The sequence below is a fragment of the Flavobacterium sp. FlaQc-28 genome, assembly GCF_044007415.1.
Classification (GTDB): Bacteria; Bacteroidota; Bacteroidia; order Flavobacteriales; family Flavobacteriaceae; genus Flavobacterium.
In genome coordinates this window covers 378,200-402,434 of record NZ_JBIPCM010000003.1, presented here as the reverse complement: position 1 = coordinate 402,434, position 24,235 = coordinate 378,200, and the positions used below count along the sequence as shown (strand labels likewise).

The 24,235-nt window shown below is 36.3% G+C and carries 11 protein-coding genes; 1 reads left to right on the top strand and 10 read right to left on the bottom strand.

The window, feature by feature from the left end; translation table 11 throughout:
* Nucleotides 1–5: 5 nt before the first annotated feature.
* Nucleotides 6–929, bottom strand: a complete 924-nt coding sequence (locus tag ACHRVL_RS11140) for a type IX secretion system membrane protein PorP/SprF (RefSeq protein WP_395412732.1) — start codon at nucleotides 927–929, stop codon at nucleotides 6–8.
* 28 nt (nucleotides 930–957) lie between these two features.
* Complete coding sequence (locus ACHRVL_RS11135; protein ID WP_395412730.1) at nucleotides 958–11,361, bottom strand: PKD domain-containing protein; 10,404 nt, start codon at nucleotides 11,359–11,361, stop codon at nucleotides 958–960.
* Between the two features lie 538 nt (nucleotides 11,362–11,899).
* Here ACHRVL_RS11135 and ACHRVL_RS11130 point away from each other — a divergent pair.
* The gene (locus tag ACHRVL_RS11130; protein ID WP_395412729.1) at nucleotides 11,900–13,519 is read left to right on the top strand and encodes an arylsulfatase; all 1,620 of its coding nucleotides are present in this window, start codon (nucleotides 11,900–11,902) and stop codon (nucleotides 13,517–13,519) included.
* Between the two features lie 160 nt (nucleotides 13,520–13,679).
* Here the strand turns inward: ACHRVL_RS11130 and ACHRVL_RS11125 are convergent, their stop codons facing one another.
* The 8 genes from ACHRVL_RS11125 to ACHRVL_RS11090 all read right to left on the bottom strand — a co-directional run bounded on the left by ACHRVL_RS11125 (nucleotide 13,680) and on the right by ACHRVL_RS11090 (nucleotide 24,159).
* Complete coding sequence (locus ACHRVL_RS11125; protein WP_395412726.1) at nucleotides 13,680–14,597, bottom strand: DMT family transporter; 918 nt, start codon at nucleotides 14,595–14,597, stop codon at nucleotides 13,680–13,682.
* A 1-nt stretch (nucleotide 14,598) separates the two neighbouring features.
* Complete coding sequence (gene nagA / locus ACHRVL_RS11120; protein WP_395412724.1) at nucleotides 14,599–15,738, bottom strand: N-acetylglucosamine-6-phosphate deacetylase; 1,140 nt, start codon at nucleotides 15,736–15,738, stop codon at nucleotides 14,599–14,601.
* 48 nt (nucleotides 15,739–15,786) lie between these two features.
* A complete protein-coding gene (locus ACHRVL_RS11115) occupies nucleotides 15,787–16,929 on the bottom strand; it encodes an exo-alpha-sialidase (protein WP_395412723.1) in 1,143 nt (380 codons plus the stop codon).
* Nucleotides 16,930–17,199: 270 nt separating this feature from the next.
* On the bottom strand, nucleotides 17,200–18,384 hold the full coding sequence (locus ACHRVL_RS11110) for an AGE family epimerase/isomerase (RefSeq protein WP_395412721.1): 1,185 nt from the start codon (nucleotides 18,382–18,384) through the stop codon (nucleotides 17,200–17,202).
* Nucleotides 18,385–18,492: 108 nt separating this feature from the next.
* Entirely contained in the window at nucleotides 18,493–20,598 is a 2,106-nt protein-coding gene (locus tag ACHRVL_RS11105; RefSeq protein ID WP_395412718.1) for a GDSL-type esterase/lipase family protein, read from the bottom strand.
* A gap of 130 nt (nucleotides 20,599–20,728) precedes the next feature.
* Nucleotides 20,729–21,970, bottom strand: a complete 1,242-nt coding sequence (locus ACHRVL_RS11100; protein ID WP_395412717.1) for an MFS transporter — start codon at nucleotides 21,968–21,970, stop codon at nucleotides 20,729–20,731.
* Between the two features lie 66 nt (nucleotides 21,971–22,036).
* The gene (locus ACHRVL_RS11095; protein ID WP_395412716.1) at nucleotides 22,037–23,209 is read right to left on the bottom strand and encodes a galactose oxidase; all 1,173 of its coding nucleotides are present in this window, start codon (nucleotides 23,207–23,209) and stop codon (nucleotides 22,037–22,039) included.
* A gap of 29 nt (nucleotides 23,210–23,238) precedes the next feature.
* On the bottom strand, nucleotides 23,239–24,159 hold the full coding sequence (locus tag ACHRVL_RS11090) for a dihydrodipicolinate synthase family protein (protein ID WP_395412714.1): 921 nt from the start codon (nucleotides 24,157–24,159) through the stop codon (nucleotides 23,239–23,241).
* Nucleotides 24,160–24,235 lie beyond the last annotated feature (76 nt).

Genomic DNA, 24,235 nt, shown 5'->3' with positions numbered 1-24,235 from the left:
TAGTATTAAAAGAATCTAGGAGATTTTAACCCCTTTTTGCGTGATACTAATTCAAATCGAAGCATAATTTCGTGTGTGCCGCTATTGTAGTTTTGTAATTCGGTCGTAGTATAATCGTAAGCGTAACCAACAAGAAACTGCGGTGTGATTTGTAACGATGCTAAAGCACTTACAGAATCTGCTGTTCTATAAGAAACACCAAGTGTTACGCAGTTATTGAACATGAAGTTGGCTGAGAAATCGGCAATTAATGGAGCTCCGGCTACATACTTTACCATTGCGGCTGGTTTAAACTTAGTGTGAGCTGAAAGATCAAAAACAATTCCTCCAATAAGGTAAAGATGCATTCGTTCATTGACTAGATCATCGGCAATATCATCATAATTGTATCGTTCTCTAGTCATAAAATTAGGAACAGCTAATCCGATATAATCTCTTTCGCCATGCCAGTATAAACCCGCACCAACTACAGGAAGGAATTTATTGGTGATGTTTTCACGAAATTGAACATCTGAATCTCTATAACTTCCTTTTGTCCAATCGATATTAATTACTCTCCCGCCGCCTTTAATACCAAAAGACAATTTATGAGTTTGTCCTGATGGAATGGTGTAAGAGAAGTTAGCATCAAGATATTGCTCTTCCGAAGGGCCTATTTCTTCGCTTACAACAGATAAACCCAAACCTACATTTTTTCCAAGAGGAGTATCGAGTGTAAAAGATTGCGTGTTTGGTGCCCCTTCAAGTCCAACCCATTGTGTTCTATATATCCCTGTTATAGCTAAATGCCCTAATGAGCCGGCATACGCAGAGTTAACACTAAGCGTATTATACATATACTGTGTGTATTGGGGATCTTGCTGAGCCATCGCACCAAATACAGAAAGCATTGTAAGGATTGTGAAAATCTTTTTTATACTTTTAATCATAGCCAATTCTATTTTGGTTATTGCTATTTTATTTTAAATAAAGCCATCCAGATGTTTTTGGGGAACCATTTCCTAGATCAAGAATATAGAAATAGGTGCCCTCTGGAAGTGTTTTTGCAGATCCGTCTGCCTTGCCGTCCCAAGTGTTATTATAGCCTTTTTTGTAATACACTAAATTGCCCCAGCGATTAAATATTTCGAGCTGATTGTCTGGATATTGTGAGATACAATCGATATAGAAAGTATCATTTTGACCATCATCATTTGGAGAAAATTCATTGAAAATTTTCAAACAATTAGGAGCAACGGTTGCGCTGTCTTGATTATTTGACGAGTTGCTGTCAATTTGATCCATTTTAACAAAGTGAGCCGTGTTTAAATAATCATTAAAATCAACCACTTTTGCTGTAATTGTCAAAGTTTGAGAACCTTTTACAGCTACAGTTGGAATTGTCCAAGTTCCAGTTGTACTGTTGTATACTCCAGCCGATACAGCGAATGTATCTAGTTTATAACCTTTAGGAAGTATATCTTGAACTTCGACGTTTGTAGCAGTTAGGTTTCCAAGATTTTCAGCTGTAATAGTAAAGGTCACGGTGCTGTACATTGGCACATCAGTTTTGTCTACCTCTTTGTTTATAGCAATATCTGTTGACGAAATGTTGATGAATTCTGAGTCTTCATCATCTTCGCTTTGATCGCCATTATCGTTATTTGGTTTACTATCAGGATCGTATTGATCACTTGCGGTTACTTGGGCGATATTCAAATAATCATAACCGTCAAGCCCATGCGGACTTGCAACTGTAACTTGATAGGTTAAAGTAATGCCTCCAACTGGAACAATTAAATTAGGCCATTTTATGATGTTGTTTCTAAATAATCCTCCGTTTGAGATATTAGTAATATTTCGATAGCCTAACGGAATTATATCATCAACGGCGACTCCGGTTGCCTGACTTGGTCCTTCGTTGTTAAGTTGTAATGTAAAGGTTATAACCTCATCTACATTTGGATTTTTATTGCTTACCGTTTTTTCTAAACTTAAATCAGCGATAGAAACATTGATTTGAGTGCTGTCGTAATCGTCTTCTGTTTTAACCCCATTGTTTGGTGTTGAATCTGGATCAGGCATATTACTGGCAATAATTTCTGTTTCATTAGTATATTCATTCGCGGCACCTGTTGGCGGATTTACTTTGGCATAAATATCCAAAGTTTGAGTTTCTCCATTGTTAACAGTTCCAGTAGTCCAAATTCCTGTAGCATAATTATAAATGCCGCTTGTTGCCGAATTGGTTAGATAGGTAAATCCAGCTGGAAGTAAATCTTTTACTCTGACACCGCTGGCATCGCCAGGACCGTCATTTGTGACCGTGATATTAAAAATAACAGTCGAACCAATTTCATAAATTGTTTTACCCGTTTGTGTAGTTTTACTGATCGATAAATCGGCCATAAGAACAGAAGGCGTAACAACAGCTGTAGCATAATCATCTTCTGTAGTAACTCCGTTATTTGGAGTTGAATTAGGATCGGGCATGCTGCTTGCCGTAACTTCTGCAATATTGATATAATTTCCAGCAGCATTTACTATTGCATTGATTTGCAGTGTATGAGAATCTCCATTTACAAAAGAACCTATATTCCAGATTCCTGTATTTTTATTATAAGATCCTTTTGTAGCGGTAAAACTGCTAAAGGTATAACCAGACGGAAGTAAATCTTTGATCTGAACACCAGAAGTATTTTGCGGACCACTGTTGGTGACAACAATTTCAAAGGTAACTTGTGATCCAATTAAAGGTGTTGGATTATTAACCGTTTTGATTAAAGATAAATTTGATGCCTGATTTGTTGGAGTAGTACTAACTGTCGCATAATCATCCTCTGTAGTAACCCCATTATTAGGAGTTGAATCAGGATCAGGGATATCTGCTGCCGTTACCTCAGCAATATTAGTATAGTTGCCTGTAAGATTTACCGTTGCAGTTATTTGCAGTGTTTCAGATTTACCGTTTATCAAATTTCCTACAGTCCATAATCCAGTTGACGGATTATAAGTTCCAGTAGAGATTGTAAATGAATTATAAGTATATCCAGATGGGAGTAAATCTGTTATTTGCACATTAGTATTAGTATCTTTTCCACCATTAGTCACCACAACTTCAAAAGTAACTTGAGAGCCCACAAGAGGAGTTGTATTATTGACAGACTTCGTTATTGATAAATCAGAGAATGGAGGCGGAGGTGGAGTTTTTTCTACGATTAATATCTTAACGGAAGCAAAATCGTCCTCTGTTGTAATTCCATTATTAGGAGTTGAATCTGGATCAGGAAGATCGGCAGCAATTACTTCAGTAGTATTCACAAATTCTCCAGCTATACTAGCTATTGCATTGATTTGAAGTGTTTCAGATTGTCCTTTTCTTAAATTTCCTATATTCCATAATCCTGTAGTTGCATTATATGTTCCTGTGGAAACAGTATAGCGGTTAAAAGTAAAACCTATTGGCAGTAAATCAGTTACTTGAACACCAGTATTATCCTGTGGACCACTATTGGTTATTACGATTTCAAAAGTGACTTCTGTATCTACTATGGGAGCTGTATTATCTACAGTTTTGGTTAAAGATAAATCAGATGTTTGATCGATTGGTGTAGTTGTCGCAGTTGAATAGTCATCTTCGGTAACAACTCCATTATTTGGTGTTGAATCAGGATCCTTAATATCTGCTGCTATCACTTCTGCAACATTAGTGTAGTCACCAGCAGGATTTACAATTGCCAATATTTCTAAGGTTTCCGATTTTCCATTAACTAAACCGTCTACAGTCCAAACTCCTGTTGTAGAATCATAAGTTCCTGTAGAGATGGAATAGCCATTAAAAGTATATCCGTTTGGAAGCAAATCTCGAACCTTAACACCAGTATTATCTAATGGACCGTTATTACTGATAATAATTTCAAAAATAACTTGAGACCCGACTAAGGGAGTGGCATTGTTTACTTTTTTTGTTAACGATAAGTCTGAATCAGTTCCTCTTAATATTGGTACTGTAAATGCAGTATCATAATCATCTTCAGTTGTCACTCCATTGTTTGGAGTTGAATCTGGATCTGGAAGATCTGCTGCTGTTATTTCGGCAGAATTAACATAATTTCCAGTTGGATTTATAATTGCAGTAATTTGTAAAGTTTCAGATTTCCCATTATTTAAGTTCCCTATATTCCATATTCCTGTGGTTGGATTATAAGTTCCAGTTGAAACAGTGAATCCACTGTATGTATACCCAGAAGGTAATAAATCAGTTACCTGAACACCTGTGTTATCTTGTGGTCCGCTGTTAGTAACTACAATTTCAAAAGTATCTACTGAACCGACTACAGGAGTAGCATTATTTACAATTTTAGATAATGACAGATCCGAAGATTTATTTATTGGAGTTGTTGATACAGCTGCGTAATCATCTTCTGTTGTTATTCCATTATTTGGAGTAGAATCAGAATCAGGAAGATCTGCTGCTGTAATTTCTGCAATATTGGTATAATCTCCGGAAGGGTTTACCGTTGCAATTATCTGTAAGGTTTCAGATTTTCCATTTATCAAATTGCCTACAGTCCAGATACCTGTTGTTGAATTGTAAGTTCCTGTCGAAATGGTATATTCACTTAAGGCATAACCAGAAGGTAATAAATCTTTTATTTGAACTCCTGTATTATCTTGCGGGCCGTTGTTTGTTACAATTACTTCAAAAGTTACTAATGTACCTACAAGCGGAGTGGCATTATTAACGGTTTTAGTTAATGATAGATCAGAAGATTGATATATTGGAACTGTCGTAGCTGACGAATAATCATCTTCGGTTGTATTTCCATTGTTTGGAGTTGAATCTGGGTCTGGGAGATCAGCAGCTGTTATTTCGGTGCTATTAGTATAATTACCAGATGCATTTACTCGAGTGGTGATTTGCAGTGTTTCAAATTTACCATTAACTAAATTCCCAACAGTCCAAACTCCTGTAGTTGGGTTATAAGCTCCAGTTGAGAGTGTAAAATTGTTATATGTATATCCAGAAGGCAGTAAGTCAGTAACTTCAACACCTGTATTATCTTGTGGCCCTCCATTGGTTACAATAATTGTAAAAGTAACTAGAGAACCAACTGTTGGATTAGTACTGCTTACTGTTTTTGTAATAGACAGATCTGCTACAGCTGTTACTGGAGTTGTCGAAATCTCGGCATAATCATCTTCTGTTGTCACATTATTATTTGGGGTAGAATCTGGATCGGGAAGATCACTGGCAGTTACTTCAGCAGAATTAAGATAAACCCCTGTTGAGTTTACGATTGCAGTAACTTGCAGTGTTTCAAATTTTCCATTAACTAAATTTCCAATTGTCCATATACCTGTTGTTGGATTATAAGTTCCAGTAGATACTGTAAATGAATCATAGGTGTAGCCCGATGGCAGCATATCAGTTACTTGTACACCAGTATTATCATTTGGTCCATTATTGGTTACTATAATCTCAAAAGTAACTTTAGAACCTATTAATGGAGAAGATGTATTTACCGATTTAGTAAGTGATAAATCAGCTGTTGGCTGTATTGGAGTAACAACAGCATTTGCTTCATCGTCTTCGCTTTGATCACCATCATCGTTATTAGGTGTACTATCAGGATCAGGTAAACTGCTGGCTGTTACTTGAGCAGTATTTTTATAATCTCCTGTAGGCAGTACTTCGGCATCAATAATAAGTGATTCTGCATCTCCATTATCAACAGAGCCGACACTCCAAATACCTGTAGTGCTATTATATAAACCTGCTGTTGCGCTGTAATTTACAAATTGATATCCCGTTGGCAGTAAGTCTTTGACCTGAATTCCTGTAGCGTTATTTGGACCGTCATTTCGAATGATAAGTTCAAAAGAAATCTGACTTCCTACTACTGGACTTGTATTTCCTGCGACTACATTTTTGGTTAATGATAAATCTGCAGAAGGGCCAATATAGGTAATTTCTGCATTGGCTTCATCATCTTCGCTTTGATCACCGTCATCGTTATTTGGTGTACTGTCAGGATCTGGTAAATCGCTGGCGGTTATTTGAGCAACATTTTTATAACTTCCTAATGGATTTACAAATGCACTAAAAGTTAAGTTGGTGTTTGCGCCATTTGCTAATTCGATATTTTTCCATTCTAGCGTAGCTGTTGCCACTTGGTAGGTTCCTCCAACTGATACAGATCCAGGAATTAATGTATAACCTACAGGAATAACGTCCTGCACAGTTACCCCTGTAGCATTTCCAGGACCTTTATTGATTAAATTTAAAGTAAAGTTTACTTGTTGACCAGCAGTAGCAGATGTTGGCGTAACCGTTTTTGTAAGCTCTAGATCAGCAGATTTTAGTGTAATATTTGCGCTTGCCATATCATCTTCAGGAAGACCGTTTCCTGGTGTACTGTCAGGGTCAACTTGACGGGCAGTTTGTATTTCTGCAGTGTTTTTATAATTTGCTGCTGTTGCAACATTAACCTTTGCAGTAATTTGTAACGTAATAGTGTTTCCGTTGTTTAAGTTGCCAATATTCCAAATACCAGTAGTACTATTATATTTACCGGAACCATTGTCGCTTACATAGGTATAACCCGGAGGAAGCTTATCTAAAACAGTTACCCCCGTGGCATTGTTTGGACCACTGTTGGTTGCTCTAATCGTAAATATTACATTATCATTTATGCTTACAGAAGTTGGAGAAACTGTTTTTTGAAGGGATAAATCGGCAACGTCTATTGAGACAGAGACACTATCCTGATCATCTTCAGTTTCTATTTGGTTATTTGGTGTGCTGTCAGGGTCAAATTGATCAGATTCTACAATTTCAGCCTTATTTAACGTGCTTCCAGCAGTATTAATAGTAGCTTTGAATGTTAAATTTAGCCTTCCTCCATTAGGAACTGTAAGATTGTACCAAGTCAAAGTATTATCACCTACATTATACTGGCCATTTAAATTTGCAGACCCTGGAACTATTGTAAATCCAGTAGGAATGTAATCTCTTACGGCTACACCAGTTGCGGTTACTGTTCCTCCAAGAGAGTTATTATTAAAAATTTGAATTGTAAAGGTTACTGCATCTCCAGCACTCCCATGAGTAGGAGATACAGATTTCGTTAGTTCAAGATCTGAAACAGAAAGTATTGTAAGGGTTATAACATCAGAAGAAACAGCACAATTTCCATTGCTTACCGTCCATTGAAGTTGATATGTGCCAGCAATAGTACCACTAACGGCTGTTGTAGGTGATGTACTGTCCACGAAACCTAAAGTACTTGGTCCTGTTATTTGAGTCCATTCTCCTGTGCCTACTGTTGGAGGCAGAGCGTTCATGTTTACGGGAGAGAATTGGGGAACTGTCTGATTTGGTCCAGCGTCAGCAGTTGAAGGCTGGTCGTAAATGGTAACTATAACTGAATCTTCAGAAATACAACCATTATTATTCAATGTTGTCACCGTCCACAAAAATTTATAAGTGCCAGGCTGAAGTCCGAGCATTACAGAATTAGGGTCATTTGGAGCGCCAATATTGACAGCAGGTCCCGACACCTTAGTCCAAGTACCAATACCAGAAGTTACAGGAACTGCCGCCATAGTAGTAGAACCAACATTACATAGTTCTTGATCAGGTCCTGCTTCTGCTTTAGAAGGAGGGATGTCATTAAAGGTTATTGATACTGTGTCTGATGAAGGCTGACATAATGAAGGATCTGTAAAAGGACCATTTGTAACAGTCCATTTTAATATATAAGTTCCTAGAACGGTAATATTTGATATGGTTGTTACAGGACTGTTTGGATTATCTATTACAGCCGTACTTCCAGATGGTACAGTATCAAAAGTCCATGTTCCAATACCTACTGCTGGTGGCACAGCGGCTGTTTTGTATGTAGTTTGACATGCAGCAGTATCATTTGGTCCTGCTTCTGCAGTACTAGGCGGAGCATTCATTTCAATACGAACGATATAAGATAGTGTTCGACAAGAGGCACTTTCAAAAACCCATTCTAAAATATAAAGTCCAGGAACAGTTAAGTTTAAAAGATTACTTTTTGGAGCTGTTGGTGTCTCAATAACAGCAACGCTTCCTGATGGTTGATAAACAAATTTCCATTCAGCTTTTGAAACATCTGGAGGAGGGATGTTTCCGTCTAAAATTGTTTTGCCAGCAACATCAGCAATACAAAGATTTTGATCGGCTCCTGCATTAGGATCAACACTTGCTCCGCTAAATACATCTATATTTACATTATCTGAAGATCCAGGGCAAACTGGATTGGTAGAAGAAGATGTGGTGTAGGTAAAGACATATGTGTTTCCAGGAACTACTGTAGCATTTGCAATATAACTGTTTGGAGGAGATTGTGTAATAACAACATCAGCAATATTTCCAGAGGTATTAGCAAGTGTCCAAGTTCCAGTTGAGTTTTCGTTTCCTATAAGCTGTATACTGGTAACATCACAATATGTTTTGTCTGGACCAGCATTGGCAGCAGGTGTAACGGTTACAATCATGTCATCAAATGTTGGCGGACATAAAAACACACTTTTGGCATTAATTGTCCATCTAAATGTATAAGTTCCCTGTACAAGCCCATTAATAACTGTATTCGGATTGGATGGATTAACAATGTTTGGCTGATTTGGAGCACCAGTAACGACAGACCACTGACCCACTTCAAAAAAGCTGTCATAAGCATTTCCTGCCATCGTAACGCTGGTAGCATTACAAATATTTTGATCTGGTCCCGCAGCTGCAACGTGTGGAGGGATTCCAACAGTTAAGTTAATATCATCAAAAGCTTCTCCGCAAATATTAGCATTTACCGTCCATCTAAAAATATAATAGCCGCTATATGTAAAAGTAAAAACAGCATTAGGATCATGTTGATCGCTGATTGTATAATTACCTGCACCTGATATTCTTGTCCAAGTTCCAACTGCACCAGCGCTGACTGTGGCGGCCATCGTTATTACAGAACCACAAGTTTCTTGATCAGGACCTGCTGAGGAAGCAGGTGGTGTAGCAGCAATAGTTACGTCTACACTGCTTGTGCTAGGTATACATAATCTTAGTCTATTTGCTATTGCCCAAGTAAAAGTATACGTTCCTTCTCCTGGAACGGTTACCATAGTATTGGGATCATTTATATTGGCAATTATTACTCCCGCAGATGGTGTTACTGTCCAAGTACCAAAGTCTTGTACTTCAGGTGTGTTTCCACTTAAGTTAAAGGTGCTGGTTCCATTTGGATAGCAAGTATCAGGTCCGGCATCAGAACTTGTTGGAGCAATACTATTTGTGGTGAGAATCTGAACATTGTCAGAGACAGAAGAACTACAGGAAGGCCCCGGATGCAAGTAAGATATTGTCCATTTTAACTCATATGTACCATTTGTGGTTAAAAATCCAGATGCAATAGCGTTAGGGTCATTTATATCAGAAAATGTTATAGTATCAGGTCCAGAAACGTAACTCCAAGTACCTATTTCACCACTTTCTGCAGGTTTAGCAGCAAGAGGCACATCACTTTTCGTACAAACTACATTATCAGGTCCTGCGTCAGTAGTACCTAGTGAGCTTCCAGATACATATATGGTTACGGTCGAAATAGAAAATCCGCAGGTTGCTCCGCCGCCTTTTGTTATATATTGAAAAACATAAGTGCCGGGAATAAGTCCGCTTACTTGTGTATCTACAGCAAAGACATCAGCAATTACAGCTTCATTAGGACCGTTTAGCTGACTCCAAAAATGCAACCCATCGTCAGTAGCAACGCCAGAAAGCATTGTACTGGTATCTCCGCAAGGAAGACTCACATCAGATCCTGCATTAGAAGGTGTTGGAGCACCAGAAACAAGGATGTTTATGGTGTCAAAACCATAATTACAGCCTACATTTAGTGCGCCGTTTTGACTTCTGATGAACTCAACAGTATAATCTCCAGGAGCAGTGAGGGTTAAAGTAAGTGAGTTGCCAACATCTTGTAATAAAGTTGGGAAAGGGCCTAAAGGAGAGCTGGCCGGCCCATCTGTAATTCTGTATTGATTTACTCCTGTGCCAGTTACAGTAAGCGGAATTGTAAAAACTGTTGCATTACAGCTTCCTACAATATCATTGCCATTATTGGCAACAATTGTTCTCGTTGCACCATTATACTGTACATTATAGTCTTTAGTAAAAACGCAGCCTGTATTAGCATTGGTAAGAGTGTATCTGAAAGTATAAGGATCTCCCGAATCAGAAATGTTTTTAACTAATGTTGTAGGATTTGTAGGTGAGATAATTTGAGCACCAGTATCCCCTGCAATTTGTGTCCACTGCACAGTTTCACCTGCATACAATGGCGTTTGGGCTACTAGCGTAACCTGAGTGATGGTATTGTCACAAAAGTATATGTTTTCGGCACCGCCAGGCAATGTTGTTACGTCCTGTGTTGCTGGAGGAACAATAATAGTAACGGAATCATTTCCAGAAGCACAAGGACCTGTTACTTCCCATCTAAAAGTATATCTGCCTTCGGTAAGATTTGAAATTTGAGTAGTATTTGAAGTAGGATTGTTTATTGTCGGCGTATTTGGTCCACTTACAAATGTCCATATTCCGCCTTGTCCATTTAATCCGCATCCGCCATATGTACCGTTTAAATTGGTACTTTGTGTAGTAGTGTAACAATTGCTTAATGTTTGATCTTGTCCTGCCGAAATAGGTTTAACACCGCCATAATTAGTCACAGTAATTTGCGAGGTAGTTCTACAGCGAATTCCAGGAGCAAGTTCTGGACCTTCAATAACCCATTGTAATGTAGTTACCCCGCAGCTTGTTGCAGGCAGATTTATGGTTGAAGTAGGTAAGTTGGGAAAATTAATTACAACCCCTGCATTATTATTGCCTACAATTTCCCAATAAGCGGTCTCTCCCGTATTTTGAGGTGTATTTGCTGTAATGGTTAACGTTCCTGCACTGTTCGGACAACTGGCTACGTCTCCGCCAGCTTGTGCTAGAGTGATAGGTGCAACATTAACTACTTTATCCTGATAGGTTGAGATACCATCTCCGCAGACTGCGCTGTATCTAAAAATATAAGTATTTCCTCCTGTATAACCAGATACTGTAGTGCTTGTGCTGTTTGGAGAATTGATAACAACCGCAGGACCTGAAATTTGAGACCACAAAACCGTACCTATAATTGGCGAAGGCGTGCTTCCTTCTAAAACTAAAGCATCAGTTTCACAAATAGTGACATTTAGAACTCCAGCATTTACTGTACAGTTTTGAGCATATGAATTTATAGTGTGGGAAAGAACTATAAATAATGCCAGAACAAGTTTTTTAAAATACTTCTTAGTTTGTAAAGATTGTCCCATAGGCTTCGAGATTGCAAAGTGGATACGAACAATTTATAACCACATTAAATTAAAATTTATGCTGTTCGTTAATTTCGAAAAGAATGATTGGTAATTGTAAATAGGGGGTACTCAAATTTATGAAAAGTTAGCTTTAAGATGCTGATTTATATGTTGCAAGTTAGAACTTGCAACAAGAAAACAGAATCATTGAAGTTTTATAAAAGATCTTTTTAAGTTTAAAAACTTACGATTATTGTGATTTTTTGTGTTGTAATATGTTGATATGTTGTGCTTTGTGTTTTGTGGACTTTAAAGTGAGATATAGAAAAGATTTAGAAATCGATTTGTGAGAAATATTGACTTAAACTTTTTTTTCTTGAAACAAGAAATTGGTTGCATCTTATAATATGGAACATTATTATAAAATATTGACTCCTATAGGCTTGTGGAATTATCTAAATTTGAGAATCAATTATTTGCATAGAGTCTTCTGCAGATAATTAAAATGTATTCCCATACAATTTCATTATAAATTATAATCTTTAAATTTTAAACTATGAAAAAAAATGCCTTACAAATATTTTTTGCATGTTTGTTCTGCATAGCTTCGATTGGAGTTATCCAAGCACAAACTAAAAAAAAGCCAAATATCATTATGGTAATTTCTGATGATACAGGCTGGGGAGATTTAGGAGTATATGGCGGCGGTGTTGGTCGTGGAATGCCTACTCCAAATTTAGACAGGATGGCTAAGGAAGGCATGCAGTTTTGGTCGTTTTACGGACAGCCAAGTTGTACTCCTGGAAGAGCTGCGATGATTACTGGTAGAATTCCAAACAGAAGCGGTATGACAACAGTTGCTTTTCAGGGGCAAGGAGGTGGACTTCCGGCAGCAGAATGGACATTGGCATCTATTTTGAAAAAGGCAAATTACAAAACATACTTTTCTGGAAAATGGCATTTGGGTGAAGCAGATTATGCTATGCCAATTGCGCATGGTTTTGATAAAATGCAAAATGTGGTGTTGTATCACTTAAATGCTTATACATATTGTTTCCCTTCATGGAATCCTGATATGGCTCCTGAAATTTCTGATTATATCAAAAAAGCAACAAAAGGTATTCTTGAAGGAGAAGCTGGAAAACCAGCAAGAGATACTGGACCTGTTACTGAAGAGAATATTGCTGAACTGGATATAAATATGGTAGATAATAATCTAAAACAGCTTGATGAATATGGAAAATCAAAAGATCCATTTTTTATGTGTATCAATTTTGCCAAAAACCATCAGCCAAATTTACCATCAAAACAATTTAAAGAAAAATCACCAGCTAAAAGTAAATATGGTGATGCCGTTGTAGAAATGGATTATAATGTTGGCCGAATTATGGATAAAATTCGTCAGCTTGGAATTGCAGATAATACTATTGTAATTTATACAGTTGATAATGGCGCATGGCAAGACGTTCACCCTGATTCTGGATATACTCCATTTAGAGGATCAAAAGGAACTGATAGAGAAGGAGGAAGCCGAGTTCCTGCTATTGCATGGTGGCCGGGACAAATTGAAGCAGGTAGTCAAAGCCATGATATTGTAGGAGGTTTAGATTTGATGGCTACATTTGCAAGTCTTGCAGGAGTAGAACTGCCAAAGAACGATAAAGAAGGGAAACCAATGGTTTTTGACAGTTATGATATGTCGAATGTTCTATTCAAAAAAGGAAAACCACTTCGTGACAGATGGTTTTATTTTACAGAAAATGAACTTTCACCTGGAGCTGTTCGCATAGGAAAATGGAAAGCAGTCTTTAATACTCGCGGAGATAATGGAGCGCAGGCAGGAAGTGATATGCCGGGACAACAATTAGGCTGGAGAGGCGATCAAAATTATGTAGCAACTGTTCCCGCCGTATATGATTTATGGCAGGATCCACAAGAACGGTACGATCTTTTCATGAACAGTTTTACAGAAAAAACATGGACAATGGTAATTTTTGATCAAGTTACTCTTGAACTTATGAAAACCTATGCCGCTGTTCCTCCAAGACCACAACAAAGCGGCTCTTATGGCGGACCAATGGAAATTGGTAAATACAGAACTATTGAGCAGGCAAAACAATTGCTTAATAATAAACAATTGTCGCTGCCGTCTTTAAGTGTCGATCCAAAAAATTAAATTATTCTATCTTACTTTATACCGTTAAGCCCGATTTGCGTCGGGCTTTTTTATGAAATAAAATCCAAATACATTGACAATATGTAAAAAAGAAAGCCTTTAAAGTTGTGGCTAAAAAGGCTTTTCTCTTCTTCAAAAAATCAATCTAATTGTAGTTTACTTATGTGTTTTTCTTTCTATCGATAGAAAGACTGGTATACAATCCTATTATTACAAAGATTACACCAAAAAGGGTATACAAAGTAAGCGGTTCGTTTACCATTAAATAGGCAATTAAAAATCCAAAAATAGGACATAGAAAAAGCCAATAAGAGGCTTTTATTGGATTAATCTTTAATAAATACAACCAAAACTGAACCGCTCCAATAGAAACAGCAATGGCCAGCCACGAAGTCGAAAACCAGAAATCACTGTTAAAAACATTTTGATCAGATCGATAGGTAATCCGTAATACTGGAATCAGAAACACTGCTCCAATAATGGTTTGCCACCCATTAATGGTAAGAATGTGTAATCCGTTCCAGTTTTGTTTAGAGTAATAAATTGTGCCTAATGAATAGGCGATCATACTTGCAACTAAAATAAGTATGCCGCTGGGAGTTGCAAAACTGCTTTGCAATAAAGGATATGCCGCTAAAAACACACCAATAAAACAAAGAAACAGACTAAGTATGTTTTTAATTTTAATTTTATGAGATAACCAAATCGCCGAGATCAAAACAATAAAAACAGGATTAGTCGCAACAGCCAAACTCCCTAAACCGGCAGATACTTTTTGCATGGCGACAACATATAAGCCTAAATAAAAAGTAATATTAAACAAACCATAAATACTAATTTGAATCCACTCTTTTTTTTGAGGCAGTCGCTTTGCCATTAAAATATGAGAAATAAAAAGCATAATGCTTCCTGCTATTACAAACCTAAAAATAGAAATCACAAAAGGCTGCGCAGCATGAAGACCTATTTTGGTAGCGGTCGATGCCGATGCCCATAAAAAAGCGAATACTATTCCAGCAAAAATGATTTTAAATTCTTTGATTTTAGCAGTAATCGGAAGCAGTTTTTCTTTAACCATTTTATAAAACTGCCGTTGAGGTTTTAGAAAAATTAAGCGTTTCTATATTGGATAAATCAGCATTGAATTGAACAAAACTAGCAGGAAAGCCCGTTTTTATTTTTCCAAATTTCTCTCCTAGTCCGATTGCATTTGCAACACGTGTTGTTCCCATTTTTACAGCTTCGTCCGCAGAAACATTCAAATGATGATAAGCATTTTGAACTGCTTCTAACATTGAGATTGTGGCTCCGGCTAAATTGCCTTCGTCATTTCTATAAAAGCCATTTTCAAGGTGAGCATCAAAATTGTCCCATTTAAAACTTTCTACTTTTCGGCCTAAAAATGTCGCATCACTTATCAAAAAGAATTTATCTTGTTTAAGTTTATATGCTAATCTCGCAGCAGCATAATCACAATGGGCACCGTCTAAAATAACGGGAGCATAAACATTTTCATTTTCAAAAACAGCACCAACTAATCCCGGTTCACGATGACCAAACTGAGTCATGGCATTAAACAAATGCGTAACGAGTTTTATACCTTTTGAAAAATAATGCTGAGCTTCTTTATAACCTATTGTAGAATGGCCTGCCGAAATTGTAATACCGCTTTCTAAAAGCATATTCAATTGATCATCAGTAAAACATTCCGGAGCAATTGTAATAACTTTTATCACATCTTTTCCGTATCTAATAATTTCTTCAAGTTCACTATTTGTTGGTTTACGAACCTGATCTATACTGTGTGCCCCGCGTTTTAATGGATTTAGAAATGGACCTTCTAAATGCATTCCAATTACACCATTATTGTGTTTTTTAATGTAATTTCGAGTCGCTTCAATTCCTTGCAGAATAGTTTCGTTAGAAGATGAAATTAAACAAGGCAAAACATGAGTTGTGCCATATTTTAAACTTGAATCATAAATATCCTGAATCGTTTCTTCAGTAGGAGTCTGGCTGAAATAAAGTTTTTCACCTCCATTTATCTGAATATCTATAAATCCTGCCGCTATATGCTTTCCTTTTAAATCGAGTTGAGGTATATCGTTTGGAATCTCCTTTTGAACCGAAAGAATTATTCCATTTTCTATGATTATAACTCCATTATCAATTATTTCATCACCCGTATGCACAATAGCATTAACAATAGCTTGTTTCATTGTTTTTATTTGTAAATTAAACTTCCCAATAAATATTTGAGCAGTTTCTTATTTCTTTAATTTTCCTTTTTTAGAAGGTTTTTTATAATTGTCCTTTCCATCTGTAAGCCATTTTAATGAAAAACTTACGAAAGTATTTTGAGTATAATCGTCTTTCTCAAAAAACACCCCAATATCTCCATTTTCAAGTATTGTAAGAGACGAATAAGCCGATCCGCCGCCATATATAGTTTTTCCTTCTGTCCATGTTTTTCCTTCATCATAACTAATACGAACAGTTAGATTCATTCTATCCTTTTCCATTTTAGCATTTGAAAACAGAATTCTATTCTTATCATATCCATCAGCTTTAGCTGTATATCGAATAATCTCAGCATTACAGCCCGGATCTATTAGTTTAGGTTCTGGTTTAGTACTCCACGTTTTTCCCTCATCTGTAGAAGTATGCACATATCGCATTCCGCCTTTGTTTACTCTTGCATTAACCATCCAGCTCCCGTCAGCCAATTCGATAATTTTTGATTCATCTGCAGGCTTTATTGGGGTGTCAATAAAGTACCATGTTTTTCCATGATCATCACTTCCAAAAATATATAAGCCGCTCGTTAAATTTACTAAAGTATGTAATAACTTTCCGTTTTTTGTTTGTATTCCGCGTCCAGAAGTTATAAACTTAAAATCCTTATGCCATTCTGGTTTTGCAATTTGGCTCGTAATATCTTGAGCTTTACTCCAAGTTTTACCATTGTCACTGCTTTTTACAACATGCAGATAATAAACATCTTTTTCCTTATCTAAATCCATAAAATTATAGAACAAAAAGATTTCATTAGTTTGTTTGTCAACAATCATCGAAGGATCCGATGCAGATTGCCCGAAAGGAAAATCGGCTACCTTTTCAATCTCCGACCATGTTTTTCCATTATCAGTGCTTCTGCGAATAACGATATTAATGTCTTTGCTCCATTTTAAATCGCCGCATGAAGGAACACGTTCGTCAATAGCTGCAATTAAATCGCCATTTGGAGCCGTTACTATAGATGGAATTCTAAAGCAGGAAACATCCTTAACCATCGATTTATTAAACAAATCTTGGCTTGTGATTACTCCATCTGCAATTTTATAGATGTCCTTCTGCGCATAGATTATTGTTGCAGAAGTTAATAATAGTAATGTGAAATATTTTTTCATAATTAAAATAAAAATAGATTATTGGGTTTTATTTTTCAGAAACACTCAATCAAATTCGAATTTTTGTTGCTAATATATCTAAATTAACTCGTTGAGTGTAATTAATTTTAACACATAGAAGCATAGACTTTCGCTTCGAAAAAAGACGTTTCACTTAATTAAAATACACAAAGCATATCTATGTGAAAGAAATGTGTTTCTTTTCGTTTTCTTTTTTAGGTATCTAATCTATGTTTCTATGTGTTTCAATTTTAAGCCAGCGTCAGTGAATTATTGGTTTAAAGTTTCATTTAGAAGCTGCAGACAGTACCATTCTTGACGCGGTAAATGAAAAGGTCCTTTGTAAAGATTTCCTTTTGCAGTTTGTGCAACGCTTCCGTCTCGATGCAGGTAACCAAACCATTCTCCGTTTTCTTTATCATGAAACTTACTATAAGAATAGTCATGAATCATTTTATGCCATTTTGCATATTTTTCATTTCCAGTCATAGTGTAGGCGAGAAGCGTGGCAATAATTACTTCATTGTGAGGCCACCAAAATTTCATGTCCTGCCAATATTCCTGCACAGGATTTCCATATACATCAAGAAAATACAAAATTCCTCCATGTTCTTTATCCCAGCCGCGTTCCCACATATAATCGAGCATTTTGCAGCCCAATTCAATTAAATGCGGGTCATTATTTCTATATTTTGCTTCATGCAGGATAAACCATGCACCTTCAATAGCATGTCCCGGATTCAAAGTTCGTCCGTCAATATGATCAATTATAGAACCGTCTGGCGCAACTTGTTCCATCACGCATTCAATATCGTGCTTAACAAAATCATTTTCGATTTCAGCAATCCATTTAGTGATCCATTCGTCACATCTAGGGTCACCAATTGTTTCTCTTATCTGCTGTGCTGTATTAATCATAATCATTGGAGAACCAATTCCTTTTGCCGGACGTACTGCCGTATATTTAGGTTCTAATAATCCAGGTGTAGTGGCATATTTAATGCATTCTCCAAATAAATGACGTGCTTGTTCAGCAATCTTTTCATCACCGCTGGCTTTTGCATATGCGCTCATAGCAATAACAGCAAAAGTCTCAGAGAAATAATAACGACGTTTGCGAATAGGACTTCCATCGCGTGTTACATGAAAAAACATTCTTCCATCCGTATCAAAACAATGTTTGTTTATAAAATCGATACCCGATTTTGCGCCGTCCAGCCATTCTTGTTTAGGTTCAATTGTATTATAAAGCGTTGAAAGAAGCCAAGCCGTGCGTCCTTGAAACCAAACCGATTTATCATCATCTATTAATTCACCCGTTTGATTTCGCATTAACAAATAACCGCCATGAACTGTGTCAATAGAGCGAGGAAACCAGAAAGGAACTGTATTTTTAAGTAATTGCTTCTGATAAAAATCTTTTAAATCTATCAGGTCTGTTGTTGTATAGCTCATTTTTTAAGTATTTTTTTATACCCATCGATGTCGTTAGGCTTTGATTTACTATGTTTTACTATTTGTACTGTATTTTCGATACGTTTTATATACTTTGGGAGATGTATTCTAATTTGTGTTTGAAGAAATTAGTTCTGTTTGAAAAGTCGAACAAGGCAAATTTTCCTCATTTACCAAATTGGCTTTTGTATAAGGTTTCCAAGCATATAAGACCGTTTTAATCTTTTCGGTTTTTGGAATAATAATCTCAACTTGATTATTTACTATTTCAGCTTTACATTCCATTCTATTTCCTTTTTCGGTTACTAATTCAAAACCGATTAATTCTTTTTTATCTGCAGTTTGTAATTGTTTTGCATTTGAAAAAGAAACTAGAATTACATCTCCTTTTTGTATTGCTTTTAAGATTGCGGGACCGTTTGCGATTGTATTTTTTCCATAAGTATATTTTAAGGCAAGAAGAGCCAGTCTGTCTCCAATTTGTTTTTTTCTAATTGGATGCACATTTGTCGAATCGCCAAAATCCATACTCACCGCCATACCGCTGTTTGGAATTTCTTTCTGAACTCTGTTTTGCATATCTCTAAACGAAGGCCAAGACGGGCGATCGATACTTGATAGTTGCACGTAATAAAAGGGTAGAGAAGCTCCCCAAGCTTTTCGCCAGCTTTGAACCATTACAGGCATTAAATGTTCATATAACTCAATATTATGTGCATTGCTTTCGCCTTGGTACCACAGAAATCCTTTTATGGGAAATTCCGTAAATTGTGCAACTCCCGCTTCATAATTGTAACTTGGCGAGTATGGATGACGTTGTTTTGGGTTTACAGCATTTTTTAAGTTTTCATCTGCACGTGATCTCACCCAAGGCATTATAAAATCAGATTTTCGCCAATTGGTCAAAACATCTACAACTTTATCATCATGTTCTAAAGTATATCTGTCTATCCAAGATTCTATAGGAGACCCGCCAACCGCAACTTCTATTAAACCAATTGGAATATTTTCTTCTCTGCTAATATTTTGACCAAAATAAAAAGCAATTGCCGAGAAGTTTTTGGCACTTATAGAATCACAAACTTTCCATTTTCCAGAAAAGTATTGTAATTGATTGGTTTTCTTTAAAGTAATTGAATCCCAAGCTTTTTCATCTGTTTCCCGAAGAACTTCAAAATTAAAGAGACGTAATGTGGTATTGTTTTGTGCATTTTTAATGACTGAAGTTCCGTTTTCTGCGTTTTTCAGTGGAAACGCCATATTCGATTGCCCCGAGCAGAACCAAACATCTCCAATTAAAATATTCTTTAAAACAATACTTTTCTTTTCTGATGAAATTTTAATTTGATGTGTTCCTCCAGATTTCATTGCAGGAAAAACGACTTTCCATTTTCCATATTCATTTGTGGTTACCACTTCTTTTTGATTGTCAAAGAGTATTTCGACTTTACTGCCTCCGTTTGCGTTTCCGTAAATTGTAATTGGCTCTTCACGTTGGAGTATCATATTATCGCTAAAAACGGCGCCAAATTTTAAACCTCCAAAATTCTGAGAGACATTTTCATAAACAGTCTGCGCTAAGATTGCTGCGCCTTCTTTTGTTGGATGTAAAGCATCTGGAAAAAGATCTGGACGATTGTATAATTTTTCATGAAGATCAATGAGTTTTACATTATTTGCGATTGCAATCTCAGAGATATGTTCCTGAATCTGCCAAAACCAATCACGAGTTCCTGATTTAAAACGATTATGTTCGTTAAAAATGGGAGTCATGCGGCAGATGTAAATTTTTACTTTTGGATTTTGCTTTTTTAGCGTATCAATAATCCAAGAATAATCAGCATTAAAATCTTCTCTGTAGTTCGGCCAGTTTCTAGGATCGGTATCGTTTAAGCCTAAATGAATAATGGCAATATCTGGTTTGTAAGCGATAGCTTTGGCACATTCCTCTGTTTTATAATAAGGTTTACTGCCTTTTTTTAATAGTGTTGCACCGCTGTGTCCAAAATTTAGAACTTCAAATTTATTACCCAGCAAAATTTGCAGCTGCGACGGATATGATTCTGTTTTTGAATTGGCTAGAAGATATCCAGCTGTTACAGAATCTCCAATGCAGGCAACTTTTACAGTATTTTGCTGCGCATTTATTTTAGTGTGAACGAGCACAAAAAAAAGCAAGGCGAGCAAGAGTAAATTTCGATTTAGTATTCTCATTTTCTAACTAAATTTTTAAAACTTAATACATTATAAGCTGGGCAGAGCGCAAGGCTCCGCCCTGACTTATAAAACCAAAAGCCAACTAATTAATTTTCAGGATAAATAAATTAAGGGATTACGTTACGTTTTAGGCATCGGCAAAATCATTTACTTTGGGGCGTAAAAAACTGATTTGAGCGATCAATGCAACCAGAACGACACCGGCCATTAAGGAAAAACCATAACCTAAGCTGCCGGTATCGGCTGATTTACCTAACAATGACGTAACCAATGCACCGCAGGCAACTCCTGTCATATTCAAAACACCATAAGCGGTTGCTCTGTGTTTTGAAGAAACAAACTGACAGATAATGGGCATATTATTAGCATCGAACATTCCGTAACCTACTCCGAAACATAGAACTGCACCAACCACATGCCATAATGAATGTCCAAAACCAATTAACATTAATGCAGGAATTGTTAAGCTTAAACCTATGGCACTGGTATAAACTCTTCCTTTTATATTTTTTTGAACCCATTTGTCTGATAAAATACCTCCGAATAGAACACCTAATAAGGATGAAAACGAAATGGTGATTGTTGCTAAAGGTCCAGCCTGATCCATTGAAATACCTAAGTTGTCCGAGAATAGGGTAGGAAGCCAGTTTTTAGTTGCCCAACCCGGTAAACTTATAATGGCAAAATAAAACAGAATTACCCAAAACGAAATATTGGTAAATAATAACGCCAGACCTTTAAACAATGAATCTTTTTCATGTGTTTTATTAAACTCAGGGTCAAAAGTTTTAGTTTCGACTTTTTTCTCACTTAATAAGAAAACTAATAGAAATGAATAAACAATACCCACAATACCAAAGTGATGAAAAGTAGTGTGCCAAGAAAATTTAGCGGCAATCGTCGCACCAAAACCACCCAATGCTGAACCTACATATAAACCTGTCATATGAATACCAATGGCAAGCGATCTAGTTTTTTGCTGATGAAAATCGGCAATTAAAGATAAACCAGCAGGAATGTATAATGCTTCACTCACACCCATAAGAGCTCGCAGCCAATAAATTTGATTGTAGGTTGTAGCATAACCCATTGCATATGTTACAGCAGACCAAACAAACAAACTGCCTATAATAAGCCATTTTCTGTTTAACTTATCAGCAATAATTCCTGAAATTGGACTCATTAAAGCATAAATCCAAAGAAAAATAGCCATTAATCGTCCAAAGTTTTCACCAGACACCAATTCTGGAATATCATTTTCCATCGATGGTCTCATAGTGGCCAGCATCTGCCTGTCCATGTAGTTTAGTAAGGCGACAATCCAAAGTAAGGCGACTACTAACCAAGGATAATATTTAGAGTTTTTCATTTCTTTTAATATGGTTTATTTTTTGATTGTATTTTGGTAAATCTAATAGGTTTTAGGATTTTTATGTTATTTGACATTTCCTATCATAACATCCGGTGTGCGTATTCCAGGTTTGATTTCCCCATTTGATAAAACAATTTTATTGTTCCATAACACTGCCGGTGTAGTTACATGTGCAAGAAAGGGAAGTTCTCCAATTTTTGACCATTTATTTGTTTGTGTGTTGTAAAGTAAAATAGCATTGTAAAAACCTTTATGCGTTGTATTTATTATGTTTTTTTCTGCAATAAGCTTTGATTTTTCTTCCTCAGAAGAAGCTTTTGAAATTTGCGATAAATACGTTTCGATTTTATGAAAAGTAGTTCCATTATCTCCGCCGGTAATCAAAATGTATTGATTCCCAAATGCGACACCGGCACCCGCAGAAAAATTCGTCGTGTTTTTACCGTCAGTAATTATGGCTTTACTTTCCCAAGTTTGACTTTTTAAATTGAAAGCCAATGTAGTATTGTGTAAATCACTTATTCCTGATGGTGTTTTTGTTCTTCCGCCAATAATATAAATGTTCGTTTCGTTTTTATCTTTCTGAACTACTGCAACTGCATTTGCTAAAGCAAAAGGCAATTTTGGTAATGATTTCCATTGTGGTTCAGCAGTATTTAAATCAATACTAAAAACTAAATCAGATGATTTTGAAGCTTCATCTCCACCAATTGCATATACTACATTATTTAAATTAGTCAGAGCAATATTGGTTACAGCGATTGGAAAATCGGGCAGTGATTTTAGTTCAATTTCATTTCGTTTGCTGTTCCATTTTAAAAGATATGCTTTTTTAGAAAGTCCATTTTCATTTTCTCCTCCCACGTATACAATTCCAAGACTAGTTGACGTACTTCCAGCATAAGCAATTGGTTCTAGCAATGAAATGGAATTTTTCTTATTCCATTGATATTGATCTTTGCTTTTTTCTAAAACATGAATTTCTTTTGAATACTGTTTTTTCCCTCCTTCCCAAGGCATTTTATCAGGAAAATTTGCTCCGCCTGCCGTAATAAAAACGTCATTATAAACTCCGTTAATCGGACCTGCAAAACCTAGAGACAGACTTCCGTCTTCATTTTGTAATTGCGCGGCTTTTTGCCATTCGACGCTTTTTATAGTTGTTTTTTGCGCAGAACTTATTGTTGTTGACATCATAAAAAAGGTAAAAATTAAAGAAGAAAATACAGTATTCATAAAGGCTTGTTTTAGAAAAACGAACTTAATTATTTTGATTTAAATTCATCAAAATTTAAACCTTCAACATCTTTTTGGAATAACTCAAATTGTGCCGCACTCATATTTTTAACCGGTAATCTAAATTCGCCTAAATTATGTCCAACCAATTTCATATAGGCTTTTCCAACAGAAATTCCGCCATATTTCCCTAAGAAACGAATCATATCAATAGATTTTTGCTGCAGTTTACGAGCCTTAACCAAATCGTTTGCATTAAAAGCGTCGATTAAATCATAGTACAATGGAGCAGCGTAGTTAAAAGTACTTCCTACGGCACCTTTTGCCCCTAAAACTAATGCAGAAAGCATATTTTCGTCACGTCCCCAAAGCATATCAAACTTCCCATCAGCATAACTCATACAGCTTTGAAAATCCATAAAATCTTCATGTGTATATTTCACGCCCGCAAAGTTTGGCAGTTTTCCGTCTAAGGCTTTAACCAAATCATACATTGCAATATTTACTCCTGTTAATACTGGAATATGATAATAGTACAAAGGCATATTTGGAACACTTTCTCCAACTTTAATACAAATTTCTGCCAAGGTATCAACGTTTGATGGTTTGAAATAAAATGGTGCAGTTATAGAAACGGCATACAAACCAATTTCATAAGAGTGTTTTGCCAATTCGATACAGTCCGTAAGCGAAGTTCCGCCAAGAAAAACCATTACTTTAAAATCGGCATCATGATTCGAGCAATCAGCCCAAGCCTGCGCAACAGCTTTCTTTTCTTCAAGCGAAATAGAAACACCTTCTCCAGTTGAACCAATAATGAATGCACCGGTTACTCCGTTTCTTTTTAAGAAAGCGTAATAAGGAGGAATCAAGCTTAAATCTAGTTTTCCGCTGCTGTCAAATGGAGTAAAAGGTGCTGCGATAAGTCCTTGTAAATGTTCAATTTTCATGATTGTATTTTTTTATTATTGATGTATTTTGTTTGAATCAGACTGAGAATTTTTGCGATTCTCAGTCTGATTTTAA